The sequence below is a fragment of the Rhizobium sp. BK377 genome, from assembly GCF_014193935.1.
Classification (GTDB): domain Bacteria; phylum Pseudomonadota; class Alphaproteobacteria; order Rhizobiales; family Rhizobiaceae; genus Rhizobium.
Map to the genome: position 1 here is coordinate 552,546 of NZ_JACIAC010000003.1, position 12,699 is coordinate 565,244.

The window sequence follows — 12,699 nt, forward strand, 5'->3', positions numbered from 1 at the left end:
GTCGTCGATGAAGCGCGATCCTGTCCTGATCGGTCTCTGGATCACGCTCGTCATCGTGGCCCTCGTCTGGGTCGCGCCCTTCATTTTCATCGTCTTCACCTCGCTGAAGACGCCGGCGGCGGTGACGAGCACAGGCGCCTTCATGCCGCCGACCGAGCTTGCCTATGACAATTACAGCGCTGCCTGGAGCCGCGGCAATTTCGCCAACTCCTTCCTCAACAGCGTCATCATCACCGTCATCAAGGTCCCGCTCGGCCTGTTCCTGTCGGCCATGGCCGCCTATGCGCTGGCCAAGATCAAGCTGAGGATCTCGAAGGCGCTGCTGCTTCTCGTCGTCTTCGGCACGATGATCCCCTTCCAGGTGATGCTGGCGCCGCTCTTCACGCTCGTCAATTCCTTCGGCCTGATCGACACCTATCCCGGCGTCATCCTGCCCTACATCGCCTTCGGCGTGCCCTATCAGGTCTTCATCCTGCACGGCTTCTTCAGGAGCATTCCCAAGGAGCTTTCGGAAGCGGCGCTCATTGACGGCGCAAGCCATTTCACCATCTTCCGCAGAATTTTCCTGCCGGTCTGCCTGCCGGTGCTCGCGGCGCTCCTCATCCTCGATTTCGTCTCCACCTGGAACGAATTCGCCATGGCGCTGGTGCTGCTGCAGGACCAGCACATGTGGACCCTGCCGCTCGGCCTGATGTCGTTCCAGGGGCAGTTCTCCAGCAATTACGGCCAGCTCAACGCCGCGATCGTCATGACCGTGCTTCCGGCGACGATCGTCTATCTCATGTTCCAGCGCTACTTCGTCTCCGGCCTCACCTCCGGTGCCGTCAAGGGCTGATCGCGAAATCACTTTACGAGGAGAGACAGAATGTCCGATGCAGCAGTCGAAAAATGGGGCGTGTTCGAGGCCGCCTTCGAAGGGCCGGCCGGCGGCAATCCCTATCTCGACGTGGCATTCGATGCCGTCTTCACCCATAAGAGCCGCGAGGTGCGGGTGCCGGGCTTCTATGATGGCAACGGCACCTACCGCATCCGCTTCATGCCCGACAGCGAGGGCGAGTGGTCGTTCAGGACGCGCTCCAAGGCCGCAGCCCTCGACGGCAAGACCGGCGCCTTGACCGCGACCGCCCCTTCATCAGGCAATCACGGCCCTGTGCGGGTTCGCAACAAATTCCATTTCGCCTATGCCGACGGCACGCCGTTCCTTTCCTTCGGAACGACCTGCTACGCGTGGACGCACCAGCCGCTCGAAATGCAGAGGCAGACGCTGGAGACGCTGAAGAAAGCCCGCTTCAACAAGATGCGCATGGGCGTTTTCCCGAAGGATTATCCCTATAACGTCAACGAGCCGCTGCACGCATGCTTCGAGCGCGGCGCGGACGGCAAGGAAGATTTCGACCGTCCGAACCCCGCCGCTTTCCGGCATTTCGAACAGCAGGTCGCCGCACTTTGCGACCTCGGCATCGAAGCCGATATCATCATCTTCCATCCCTATGACCGCTGGGGTTATGCCGACATGTCGGCCGAGCAGGATTTCCGCTATGTCGAATATCTTGCCGCGCGCCTTGCCGCCTACCGGAACGTCTGGTGGTCGCTCGCCAACGAATATGATTTCCTGATCGACACCAAGCCGATGGAGCAGTGGGACCGCTACTTCCACATCCTGGAGGAAAACGATCCCTACCAGCATCTGCGCTCCATCCATAATGGCGATGTGACGGCCAATTTCGATCACCGCAAGCCGTGGGTCACCCATACCTGCATTCAGAACCCCGACGTCAAGCGCACCCAGGAATGGCGCAATGCCTACGGCAAGCCCGTCATCAACGACGAGCCCGAATATGAGGGCGACATCCTGCAGTCCTGGGGCAATCTCCATGCCGGGGAACTGGTGCACCGCTTCTGGATCACCATGGCGCGCGGCGGCTATGCCGGCCACGGCGAGACCTATTCCCATCCCGAGGATCTGATCTGGTGGGCCAAGGGCGGGGAACTCCGCGGCGAGGCTTGGAAACGGATCGGCTTCCTGCGCGATCTGCTGGAGGCCGACGTCAAGCACGGCCTCGAACCGCTCGGCGTCATCGGCGAATGGCCCTGGTCGCGCGTGTCGGGCGCGGGTGACGGCGACGGCGATTTCCGCCTGATCTATTTTGGCGAGCATCAGCCGGTCGTCTGGTCCACCGGCCTGCCCGTCGACGGCGACGATTACGATGTCGATATCATCGACACCTGGGAGATGACGATCACGCCGGCCGAGAAGGTGGCTGCACCCGTTCCGCATCCGACGCGCCACGGCTCGGTCGTGCGCGGCGGCAAGCCGGACGCCGCCTTCGGCGTGAAAATCCCACGCAAGCCGTTTCAGGCGTTGCGCGTGCGCAGGAAGCGCTAAAACAGTCGAAGGGATTGCAAATGTCTGGCTTGAGCATCAGAAACGTCAAGAAGTCTTTCGGCGCTGTCGATATCATCCACGGCGTCGACGTCGAGATCGCCGATGGCGAATTCACCATCCTCGTCGGTCCCTCCGGCTGCGGCAAATCCACATTGCTGCGCATGATCGCCGGGCTCGAGGACATTACGGGCGGTGAGATCAGCATCGACGGGCGGGTGGTGAACAATCTGCAGCCCAAGGATCGCGACATTGCGATGGTCTTCCAGAACTACGCCCTCTATCCTCAGATGACGGTCTCCCAGAACATGGGCTTCGCGCTGGAACTCGCCGGCGCCAAGCGGCCGGAGATCGAGAAGAAGGTCGGCGAGGCCGCGGCTATCCTCGGCCTGCAGCCGCTGCTCGACCGCAAGCCGGCGCAGCTTTCCGGCGGCCAGCGCCAGCGCGTCGCCATGGGCCGAGCCATCGTCCGTGATCCGAAAGTCTTCCTGTTCGACGAGCCGCTTTCCAACCTCGATGCCAAGCTGCGCGTGAAGATGCGCGCCGAGATCAAGGCGCTGCACCAGCGCCTGAAGACCACGATCGTCTATGTCACCCACGATCAGATCGAAGCCATGACCATGGCCGACAAGATTGTCGTGCTTCATGGCGGCCGCGTCGAGCAGATCGGCAGCCCGCTCGAACTCTACGACAAGCCGCGCAACATCTTCGTCGCAGGCTTCCTCGGCTCCCCCGCCATGAACTTCCTCGAAGGCACCATCGCCGATGTCGGCAGCCCGGCGCTGGCGCTGAACGGCGGTTCGCGCGTGAAACTCTCACGCGCGCCGGCCAGTTCCGCCAACCGGCTGGTCACGCTCGGCATCCGTCCCGAAGACATTGCCTTTGGCGGCGAGACCGGCGTCGATGCCGTGGTCAAGGTGGTCGAGCCAACGGGTTCGGAAACTCATGTCGCCGTGGAAGTCGACGGCAGGGAACTGACCTGGGTGGTGCGCGAGCGGGTCGACATCGCTCCTGAACAGCCGGTGAAACTGTCCTTCGAAACCTCGAAGGTACATTTCTTCGACCAGCAGACGCAGCAGCGTCTCAGCGCCTGATTCTCGCCATGAACACCCATTGGAAGCGATATCCGTCGCGATCAAACCGATGGTGAATGTCGTCAACGCTGTATCGTCTCGTCGGAGCAGACCAAGCCGCTGCGGCTGACGGGCAATGGTATCTGTAGAATATACTCGGCTGCGATGCGGCCTTCATTAGGGCGCTGAACCTCTACAGCGTATAGGCGCTCCGGCACCTGCACTTGGCGGCGTCTGATAGGTGGGAGGGATGCCAGCACGCCATACCGAATGCTGCAGGGCGATGCGATATGGCGCGTGCTGCAGACCATACGATCTGAAATTGCCGTTTCTCTCAATTAAGCAGATGTTCGAAAAACCTAACGGGTCCATAACATCCTTGATCGCGCTGCCCCACAGCGGTCGTCGCTTTGGCCGCTGGCGCGGCCTCAGGCTTCTTGGAAACCAGCAGCGCAGCATCGTTGCGACTGCATCAAAATGAGTGAGAGCCAAAGAAATGAGGTGATCGCGCACACCGCCAAGCGATCTGCTAGGCAATAGTGGATGGAGCGCACTCGGCCATCTAGTTTCACCTCGCATCCGACGTCACCTTCGCCTTGCGGACGAGAGGGTGCCAATCGGTCGTTAAGCCGGCATCTTCGTTTTCGGAATGTATCCCCTGCTCCCGTCCAGCAGCGTCTTCGTGTAGAAGTGCTGAACGCTCCCATTCAGAAGCTGCTCCCGCGTCGTAACCTCAACGAAGTTGCCGTCCTGCATGACCGCAACGCGATTGCAGAGATGCGCGATGACCGCCATGTCGTGGCTGACCAAGACATAGGTCAGATTCGACCGTTCACGCAGATCCCTTAGGAGGTTGAGTATCTCGGCCTGGATCGAGACGTCGAGCGCGGACGTCGGCTCATCGAGCAACAGGATCTTCGGCTCGAGGATAAGGGCGCGCGCAATCGCCACGCGCTGCCGCTGCCCTCCTGAGAGCTGGTGAGGGAAGCGATGCCGGAAGCTGGGCGGCAGGCCCACGTCGCGCAGCACTTGCTCGACACGCTCTTCTCTGCGGTTCAACCCATGAATTTCGAGCGGCTCCAGCAGCGTACGCCCGATCGTATGACGCGGATGCAGGGAGCCGAACGGGTCCTGGAACACCATCTGCTGCTTTGCGAGTTGCGCGCGGGATCGCTTCGGGCCAACCTCGTCGCCGTCGATCGACACCGAACCGTTCCATCTCTTGATGCGTCCCGCCAGCGCGCCGAGCACCGTCGACTTGCCGCAACCGCTTTCGCCAACCAGACCGAAGGTTTCGCCAAGCGCGACCTCGAAGGTCACGTTTTTGACGACCTGCTTGAAATCATTGCCGCTGCCGAAGGATACGGCGAGATCGTTTACCGATATGATGGACATCTCACGCCTCCGCCCAGCTTGTCTGGCGCTTCAGCACTTCCAGACGGTCTCGAGGTTGATCGAGACTTGGCAGCGCCTCAAGAAGGCCGCGTGTATAGGGATGGGTTGCGTCATCGAGCCTGGAAGCTTCGATGATTTCCACGATCCGGCCTGCATACATGATGATGACGCGGTCGCAGAAACTCTTCACGAGGTTGAGGTCGTGGGAGATGAAGATCAGGCCGATGTTACGCTCGGTGATCAGGTCATCAAGGATAGACAGCACCTGCTGGCGCACGGTCACGTCGAGTGCGGAGGTCGGCTCGTCGGCGATGATCAGCGAGGGCGAGGAGATCAGCATCATAGAGATCATGATGCGCTGGCCCATGCCACCCGAGACTTCATGCGGGTAGAGATTGAAGACGCGCTGCACGTCGCGGATGTTTACCCGTTCCAGCATGGCGAGCGTGCGCTCGCGCGCCGCCTTCTTTCCAAGACGCTCGTGCAGGATGACGGTTTCGGCGATCTGCTCGCCGACGGTCATGACAGGATTGAGCGAGTATTTCGGGTCCTGCAGGATCATCGAAATCCGGCTGCCGCGGATCGCGCGCATATCGGCTTCGGTGGCGGTCAACAGATCTACGTCCTCGAAACGCATCTTGTCAGCAACCACGCGCGCGGTATCCGGTTGAAGCCGCATGATGGCGCGTCCAGTCGTGCTCTTGCCGGAACCGGATTCGCCAATGATGCCCACTTTCTCGCGGCCAACATCGAAGCTCACATTCTTGACGGCGTTGACCACGCCGGACAGCGTCGGAAACTGCACCGACATGTTCTTGACCGAGAGGATCGGTTTTAACTGTTCAGGCATTGCGTGGATCCATGATGTCGCGCAGTCCGTCGCCGAGCAGATTGAAGGCGAGACTGACCAGAAGAATGGCGATGCCAGGAACGGTCGTCAGCCACCAGGCGTCGAGAAGATATTGCCGCCCGGAGGCCGCCATGGCGCCCCATTCGGGCATCGGCGGCTGGGCGCCGAGCCCGAGGAAACCAAGACCGGCGGCCGTCAGGATGACGCTCGACATGTTGAGCGTCAGGCGGATGATGATCGACGGCGCGCAAAGCGGCACGATATGGCGAAACAGAATGCGTCCCATACCGGCACCCTGCAACTCGGCTGCTACGACGAAATCGGCGGCGCGGAACGTCAGCGTTTCGGCCCGCGCCAGGCGCGCGATCGGCGGCCAGACGGTGAGCGCGATGGCGATCACGGCGTTCTCGATGCCAGGACCAAGCGCTGCGGAAAAGGCGAGCGCCAGCACGAGACTTGGAAACGACAGGAAGATATCGGTGATGCGCATCAAGACGACATCGACCCAGCCGCCGAGATAGCCGGCGGTCGCGCCGATCGCAAAGCCGATCGGCGCCACGATCACCGTGACCAGGATGCTGATGTAAAGTGTCGTACGAGCACCGTAGACCAGACGTGAGTAGACGTCGCGGCCGAACTCGTCGGTGCCAAACCAGTTAACCGAGGATGGCGGCTTCAGCGCCATCGTCAAATCCTGGACGATCGGATCGTGGCTGGCTAGCAGAGACGCGAAGATGGCGATCAATATCAGCATCAGCACGACCAGGAAACCGGCGAATGCCAGTGGGTTTGCGATCAGGTTCAGCCACAGGACATAGGCCTTGTGGAGGCGCGCCTGACGCGTCGAGGAGAACTCCTCGTTGATCAGCCAGTTGTGCAGATCGTTGAAGTAGCGTGTCGCCATGATGTCACCGGGTACGCGGATCGAGGAACCGATAGGTCAGGTCCGACAGGAGATTGATGGCAATCGAGATGATGCCGATGAGGAGCACGCTGCCGAGCACCGCATTCATGTCGGCGAAAAACAGCGCGGAGGTCAGGTATTGGCCAAGGCCGGGCCAGGCGAAGACCGTCTCGATCAGAACCGTGCCGTCGAGGAGGCCGCAGTAGGCCAACGCGATGATCGTGAGCAACTGCACCCTTATGTTGCGGAAGGCATGACGCCAGATGATCGCCCGCTGTCCAAGTCCTTTGGCCTTCGCGGTCAGTACGTATTCCTGTCGCAACTGCTCGAGCATGAAGCTGCGGCTCATGCGGCTGAGATAGGCCATTGCGGCGTAGCCGAGGATCAGGGCGGGAGCCGCGACATGTAGCAGGGCGTCGCGGAAGACCTCCCATTCGCCTGCAAGGACTGCGTCCACGAGGATGGAGTTAGTCGGCCCTTCGACCAGGCCCTCGTTGTAGACGTCGAGGCGGCCGCTTCCGGGGATGAGACCGAACTTTGCGTAGAAGACCAGGATGACGATCGTGCCCAGCCAAAAGATCGGCGTCGAGTGGCCGAGCAGACCGACGACACGCGCCATGTGATCGACCCAGGTGCCCTTGCGGACGGCAGAGATGATACCGAGCGGGATGCCGAAGCCCGCGCCGATGATCGTCGCCAGCGTGGCGAGTTCCAGCGTCGCGGGGAAGACACGGCCGAGATCGCTGGCAACGGGGTTTTTCGTCACATGCGATTGGCCAAAATCCAGATGCGCGACATTGCCGAGATAGGTGGCAAACTGCACATAGAGCGGTTGATCGAGCCCCATCTCCTTGTAGACCCGCTCATAGGTCTCGTGATCGGCCTGGTCCCCGATAACGGCGATGACCGGATCGGCGGGAACCATGCGGCCAACGACGAAGGTGATCACGAGCAAACCGAGCAGCGTCGTCAGGATGACAGCAAAGGATGCCGTCACCTTGCGCAGCGCACCAAGAGCAGCACGTCCGCCTGCCGGCGCGTTTCCAGATGTCTGTGAGATACTCACGTCATTCTCCTCGACAAGAAGGGCCTATTCACCCTTCGAGACGGTGTCCCAACGGGTAAGCCAGGTCGAATGACCGACATAGCCCTTGACTTCCTTTCTGACCGCCTTCGCGTCCGTGCGCTGGAAAGAGGTGATCAAAGCCGGCGAAGCGTCCAAATAGGCTTTGTTGATCTTGGCGTAGAGATCGGCGCGCTTCTGCTGGTCGGTTTCGTGCGCGGCGGCCGTGACCATGTCCTGGATATCTTTCGGAACCTCCCAGGCGGAGCGCCAGGCGATCAGGCCGGAGAGTTTCGCATCGTCGGCGTTGTTCGGGTTCGTCGCATATGACGCCAGAACCGCATGTGGATCGGGCAGGCGTTCGCCGGTCCGCGCCGAAAAGATCTCGAACTCACGGTTGCGGAACTTACCTATATGGTCTCCACCCTGCAGGTCGAGCTTGATGCCGGCCTTGGCCGCATTGGCCTGCAGCGCTTGGGCAACTTCGTACTCCGGCGTGACGGGTGTCGCATAATACACCTTGGAGAAGCCGTTTGGATAACCGGCCTCGGCCAGCAATTGCTTGGCCTTGTCGATATCGAGCTTATAGGGATTATCCGGGCTGGCGCCAGGCAGACCGCCGGGAATGATCGTCTGCTGCTTGATACCGTAATATTTCATGACGGTGTTGGCGAGACCGTCGTAATCGATGAGATAGCGGAATGCCTCGCGAACCTTTGGCTTGGCGAGGATTTCGTCCTTCTGGTTGAGCGCCAGATAGTAGAAGCCGAAGCCCGGCGTCTTCTGGATGTCGGCCTTGCCACCGGCTTCAACGGCCGCCAGATCGGTCGAGGAAAGACGCGTCGCGACGTCGACGTCGCCGGCTTCCAACTGGAGACGCTGACCGGATGATTCCGGCATATGGCGAAGGATGACCCGGCGCATTTTCGGCGCGCCCTGCCAGTAGTCCTTGAAGGCGTCGGAGATCAGGAGGTCGTTGACGCGCCAGGTTCTGAGCGAATAGGGGCCGGATCCGGCATCGTTGGTCTGTAGGAATTCGCGGCCCATGTCGCCGCTCTTCTCGTTTTTGGCGAGAAGCTTACTGTCCAGGATCGAGGTCGAGAAGCTGGCGAGCGAGAAGAGGATCAGGTTCGGGTTCCAAACCTCACGCGTCTGCAGCACTACCGTCGCATCATCGGTCGCCTTGATCAGCTCATCGGCATTCTTGTCGGTGATCCCCCACTGGCGAAGATCGACCGAAGGTGCCAGGCCGAGCTTCACCAGGCGACGCAGCGACCACTCGACATCCTTGGCGGTCAGCGTATTGCCGGAGTGGAAGGTGACGCCGGAGCGGATCTTGAAAGTGAAGGTCTTGCCGTCATCGGACACTGTCCAGCTTTCGGCGATACCCGGCTGCGGCGTGGTGATGTCGTCGGCGGAGAGCACGATCAGTCGCTCATAGAGGTTGGCGACGATTTCCGCCGATTCCAGCTGGTTTAGCTCGTTCGGATCCAGACCGCGCATGGAGGACATGTTGGTGGCGATCACCAGCTGGTCCTTGGGCGTCGCCGCCTCAGCGCCGAGCGGTATGGCAAGCGTCGATGCCAACATCGCCGACGCCATCAGAAAACTGCGTCTTTTCATCGTCCTATCTCCTCCCTGATGCGCCGGGACCTCGCCCCGAGCGCAAATTTTCCATATCGACATCGATCTGAAATCTGGTATATCAGATCTCACAAAACGATTTTGTCGTCAACGGGAGAATTTTCGGGACATGCAAAAAGAGGCATCGACAGAGTCTGGCGCAGATCGCATCGAGAAGATCGACCCGCGTTTTTTGACGACGTTGCGCGACCATGTGCACAAGACTTTACGGACAGCGATTCTCTCCGGCCGCTTCGCGCCGGACGAGCGCGTCAACGAACGCCAGCTCGCCGAGCAGCTTGGCGTCAGCACCACGCCGATCAAGGAAGCCCTGCGTCAACTTGAGACCGAGGGACTGGTCGAGACGCTACCACGCCGTGGCGTGCTGATCCGTTTCAATGCGGGCTGGGCCGAGGAGATGATCCTGGCGCGCGCCGCCCTGGAATCGATGATCGCCCACCTTGCCGCCAAGCGCATCGATAGGACTGAAGCCGGCAAGCTGGAAGATATCGTCGCCTTGATGCGCAAGGCGACCGAAGACGGCATCGCCGACGACCTGATTTCGCTCAACGAGACGTTTCACGAGCATATCCATATCGCCTCTCGGTGCCAGTATCTCTCGCGCATGATTGAACGGCAGCAGTTCTACGACGCCAGCATACGCCGCGTCATCCATTCCGATCCACTCGAGCGCGGCAAGGCGTTGGCCGAACATGCCGCGATCGCCGCCGCCATCATATCCAACGACAGCGACAAGGCCGAACGCGTGATGCGGGACCACGTCGTGCGTTCCGGCGAAACCTACCTCAACATCGTGTTCAAGAAGAAGGAGGACATCTGACGTGACCGAGGCAATGGAAAAGATCCGCAGGGCACTGACGGGGATATCGGGCGTGCCTGTAACCCCCTACAAAGCGGATGGCAGCGTCGACATCGTCAAGCTCTCGTCGCTGATTACCCGCCTCGCCGATGCGCGTGTCCACAATCTGATGGCGGCCGGCAACACCGGTGAATTCTTCACCCTGACGATGGATGAAGTGCGCTCGGTCCACGCCGCGACAATCAAGGCCGCCGCCGGCCAGTCGCTGGTCAGCGCCGCCGTTGGTCGTTCGCTGACCGAAGCCAAGGCGCTCGCACGCGATGCCATCGCCGAAGGTGCCGATGCGATCATGGGACATCACCCGATGGATCCCTTTGCCGGCCCGAGCTACCAGGCCCGCTACTTCCTCGAACTTGCTGACGCCAGCACCATTCCCGTCATCGCCTATGTGCGCAGCGATACTTTCTCCATCGCCGACTTCCGCAAGCTGGCGCTGCATCCGAATATCGCCGGCATCAAGTTTGCGTCCGGAAATCTGATGCTGCTCGCAGAAGTGATCCGCGCAACTGCGGATGCGCCGGCAATCTGGGTCTGCGGTCTCGCCGAAGGTTGGGCCCCGGCTTTCTACGCCATGGGCGCCCGCGGCTTCACCTCCGGCCTCGTCAACGTCTTCCCGGAACGCTCGCATGCAATCCACCAGGCGCTGGAAAAGGGCGACTACGCCGCCGCACGCGCGCTCATCGACGACATTGCTGGCTTCGAGGCATTGCGCACAAAGTATCTCAACGGTGCTAACGTCACCGTCGTAAAGGAAGCGCTCGGTATGCTTGGAACCGATGTCGGGCCCGTGCGCGTCCCCGGCGTCGAGAGCCTGACCGAAGCCGAACGCGCAGATCTACGCGTCATCATTGACAATGTCGTCGAAAAAGGCCGCACGGCCTAAGGAAAATCCCATGCACATCACAGGCTTCAGGACCTACATGCAGCGCGTGGACGATCGCCCTCGCCTGCTTCTTAAAATCGAAACCAGCGAAGGCATTTCCGGCTGGGGCGAGTGCTACAACCACGGCCCGGACTGGGCGCTCCCACCGCTTCTCGACTACCTCTTTCATCAGGTTGAGGGAGAGGATCCGCGACGTGTAGAGTTCCTCGTACTAAAACTCAATCAGCAATGCCGCTTTCCTCCGGGCGCGCTCGGCCTCGCGGCGATTTCGGCAATCGATCACGCCCTCTGGGATATCGCCGGCAAGGCCGCCGGGCTTCCTGTTTACATGCTGCTCGGCGGCAATGTGCGCGATCGCGTCAAAGTCTATTGCGGCGTCTACACCGCGCCGGACCCGGAAGCCGCGCGCGACCAGTCGCTCGAGCTGAACGAGAAGTACGGCTATACCGCCTTCAAGATCAGCCCCTATCGCCGCGATCTGCATGCCGGCCGCTGGGGCGAACTTGTCAAGGAGACCGGTGACTGGTTCGGCAAGATCCGCGAGATCACGCCATCGCATTTTGACTATGCGTTCGACGCGCATGCGAAGATCTTCGAACCCTATCAAGCCGTGCAGCTTGCCGCGGCCATCGCGGCCAACGATCCGCTGTTCTACGAGGAGCCGATCCGGCCGGAACACATCCCGGCATGGGCGGAGTTGAAGTTGAAGGTCACGGTTCCCCTGGCAACCGGTGAATCGCTTTATTCGCGTTTCGAATTCCTGTCGCTGCTGTCTGCCCGCGGCGCCGACATTATCCAGCCCGATATATGCGTGGTCGGCGGCGTCAGCGAAATGCGACGCATCGCAGCCATCGCCGAGGCGCACTATGTGACGGTCGCGCCGCATAACCCGATGGGTCCGCTTGCAACGGCGGTGAACATCCACTTTTGCGCGGCCCAGCCAAACTTCAAGGTGCTGGAGTTCAAGCCGCACGTCCACGCTCCCTGGGCAGCTGATCCCTACATGCCCGTCGATGGTCATATGGAGCTACGCCCGGACCGCCCCGGTTGGGGTCTGGAGATCGATGAGAAGGCGCTGCAGACCGAGGACTACATCCACTGGGAGCGGAAGATCACCCGCAAACCCGATGGTGCGACTGCATATCCTTGATAGGCCTGGCGGCCATCGTAAACTTAACGCTCACAGGACAATCTTAGCCTGATTGCGCCTCGACGGTTCATGCCCGAGGTATTTGCGCCCACAGGTTCATCGCCGCAGCGCGCAGTTCTCGATAATGGCGAGAGGAGATATCGTGTCTGGGGATGTGGAAAAGGTTGGCGATCGGATCATGGATCGAGACGAAGCGTTGTAGATGACGTTTGGATTTGAAGCGCTTCATGATCCTCTCTCGTCGCCGGATTGGTTGGTGAGAATTCTCAGCCCGATTGTTCCCTTGTGAGAGCGATGTTCAACACCGGGCATGATCGCGCGCTTTGCAGCGGCGTAGGATCGAAGCTCGTCGGTGATCATCACGCGCGGCCTTCGGCCCTGGCTCTTCAACAGCTTGCGCATCAGACGCTTTGCCGCTTTGGCGTTGCGGCGGCTTTGCACCAGAACGTCCAGGACGAAACCGTCCTAATCGACGGCGCGTCGGAGCCAGTGCTT

General features: G+C 60.7%; 11 protein-coding genes and 1 pseudogene. 6 read left to right on the forward strand and 6 right to left on the reverse strand.

All coding sequences use genetic code 11. The annotated features are described in order from the left end of the window. The first annotated feature begins 7 nt into the window (after window positions 1–7). From FHT92_RS17160 to FHT92_RS17170, 3 genes are read left to right on the forward strand one after another with little or no spacing between them, the layout of a single operon-like run. A complete protein-coding gene (locus tag FHT92_RS17160; RefSeq protein WP_210278517.1) occupies window positions 8–835 on the forward strand; it encodes a carbohydrate ABC transporter permease in 828 nt (275 codons plus the stop codon). Between the two features lie 30 nt (window positions 836–865). Then, entirely contained in the window at window positions 866–2,386 is a 1,521-nt protein-coding gene (locus tag FHT92_RS17165) for a DUF5060 domain-containing protein (RefSeq protein WP_183827404.1), read from the forward strand. Window positions 2,387–2,406: 20 nt separating this feature from the next. Next, window positions 2,407–3,477 carry an ABC transporter ATP-binding protein gene (locus FHT92_RS17170; protein WP_183827407.1) on the forward strand — a complete coding sequence of 357 codons (1,071 nt, stop codon included), beginning with the start codon at window positions 2,407–2,409 and terminating at the stop codon, window positions 3,475–3,477. A gap of 603 nt (window positions 3,478–4,080) precedes the next feature. Here the strand turns inward: FHT92_RS17170 and FHT92_RS17175 are convergent. Genes FHT92_RS17175 through FHT92_RS17195 form a run of 5 tightly spaced genes read right to left on the reverse strand, consistent with a single transcriptional unit; the run spans window position 4,081 to window position 9,291 of the window. Further along, window positions 4,081–4,851, reverse strand: coding sequence for an ABC transporter ATP-binding protein (locus FHT92_RS17175; protein WP_183827410.1), 771 nt, complete (start codon window positions 4,849–4,851; stop codon window positions 4,081–4,083). Window position 4,852: 1 nt separating this feature from the next. Further along, window positions 4,853–5,701, reverse strand: a complete 849-nt coding sequence (locus FHT92_RS17180; protein WP_183827413.1) for an ABC transporter ATP-binding protein — start codon at window positions 5,699–5,701, stop codon at window positions 4,853–4,855. After that, on the reverse strand, window positions 5,694–6,605 hold the full coding sequence (locus FHT92_RS17185) for an ABC transporter permease (RefSeq protein WP_183827416.1): 912 nt from the start codon (window positions 6,603–6,605) through the stop codon (window positions 5,694–5,696). Before FHT92_RS17185 ends, FHT92_RS17180 begins: the two co-directional genes overlap by 8 nt. 4 nt (window positions 6,606–6,609) lie before the next feature. Continuing rightward, window positions 6,610–7,671, reverse strand: a complete 1,062-nt coding sequence (locus FHT92_RS17190; RefSeq protein WP_183827419.1) for an ABC transporter permease — start codon at window positions 7,669–7,671, stop codon at window positions 6,610–6,612. Window positions 7,672–7,695: 24 nt separating this feature from the next. Further along, the gene (locus FHT92_RS17195; RefSeq protein WP_183827423.1) at window positions 7,696–9,291 is read right to left on the reverse strand and encodes an ABC transporter substrate-binding protein; all 1,596 of its coding nucleotides are present in this window, start codon (window positions 9,289–9,291) and stop codon (window positions 7,696–7,698) included. Between the two features lie 130 nt (window positions 9,292–9,421). On the opposite strand from FHT92_RS17195, the gene FHT92_RS17200 reads away from it, so the two are divergent. Genes FHT92_RS17200 through FHT92_RS17210 form a run of 3 tightly spaced genes read left to right on the forward strand, consistent with a single transcriptional unit; the run spans window position 9,422 to window position 12,204 of the window. Beyond that, window positions 9,422–10,132, forward strand: coding sequence for a GntR family transcriptional regulator (locus FHT92_RS17200; RefSeq protein WP_183827426.1), 711 nt, complete (start codon window positions 9,422–9,424; stop codon window positions 10,130–10,132). A 13-nt stretch (window positions 10,133–10,145) separates the two neighbouring features. Further along, window positions 10,146–11,054: a dihydrodipicolinate synthase family protein gene (locus tag FHT92_RS17205; RefSeq protein ID WP_183827508.1), complete on the forward strand. Its 909-nt coding sequence runs from the start codon at window positions 10,146–10,148 to the stop codon at window positions 11,052–11,054. 10 nt (window positions 11,055–11,064) lie between these two features. Continuing rightward, on the forward strand, window positions 11,065–12,204 hold the full coding sequence (locus FHT92_RS17210) for a mandelate racemase/muconate lactonizing enzyme family protein (RefSeq protein ID WP_183827428.1): 1,140 nt from the start codon (window positions 11,065–11,067) through the stop codon (window positions 12,202–12,204). A 67-nt stretch (window positions 12,205–12,271) separates the two neighbouring features. On the opposite strand, the pseudogene FHT92_RS17215 reads toward FHT92_RS17210, so the two are convergent. Continuing rightward, window positions 12,272–12,699 (reverse strand): annotated as a pseudogene (locus FHT92_RS17215) (IS6 family transposase); the annotation flags it as partial.

Bases quoted from the DNA above. Each gene is read 5' to 3' on its own strand.
- FHT92_RS17175 (WP_183827410.1), bottom strand. From the start codon at position 4,851: ATGTCCATCATATCGGTAAACGATCTCGCCGTATCCTTCGGCAGCGGC.
- FHT92_RS17165 (WP_183827404.1), top strand. From the start codon at position 866: ATGTCCGATGCAGCAGTCGAAAAATGGGGCGTGTTCGAGGCCGCCTTC.
- FHT92_RS17160 (WP_210278517.1), top strand. From the start codon at position 8: ATGAAGCGCGATCCTGTCCTGATCGGTCTCTGGATCACGCTCGTCATC.
- FHT92_RS17200 (WP_183827426.1), top strand. From the start codon at position 9,422: ATGCAAAAAGAGGCATCGACAGAGTCTGGCGCAGATCGCATCGAGAAG.
- FHT92_RS17195 (WP_183827423.1), bottom strand. From the start codon at position 9,291: ATGAAAAGACGCAGTTTTCTGATGGCGTCGGCGATGTTGGCATCGACG.
- FHT92_RS17180 (WP_183827413.1), bottom strand. From the start codon at position 5,701: ATGCCTGAACAGTTAAAACCGATCCTCTCGGTCAAGAACATGTCGGTG.
- FHT92_RS17205 (WP_183827508.1), top strand. From the start codon at position 10,146: ATGGAAAAGATCCGCAGGGCACTGACGGGGATATCGGGCGTGCCTGTA.
- FHT92_RS17170 (WP_183827407.1), top strand. From the start codon at position 2,407: ATGTCTGGCTTGAGCATCAGAAACGTCAAGAAGTCTTTCGGCGCTGTC.
- FHT92_RS17210 (WP_183827428.1), top strand. From the start codon at position 11,065: ATGCACATCACAGGCTTCAGGACCTACATGCAGCGCGTGGACGATCGC.
- FHT92_RS17185 (WP_183827416.1), bottom strand. From the start codon at position 6,605: ATGGCGACACGCTACTTCAACGATCTGCACAACTGGCTGATCAACGAG.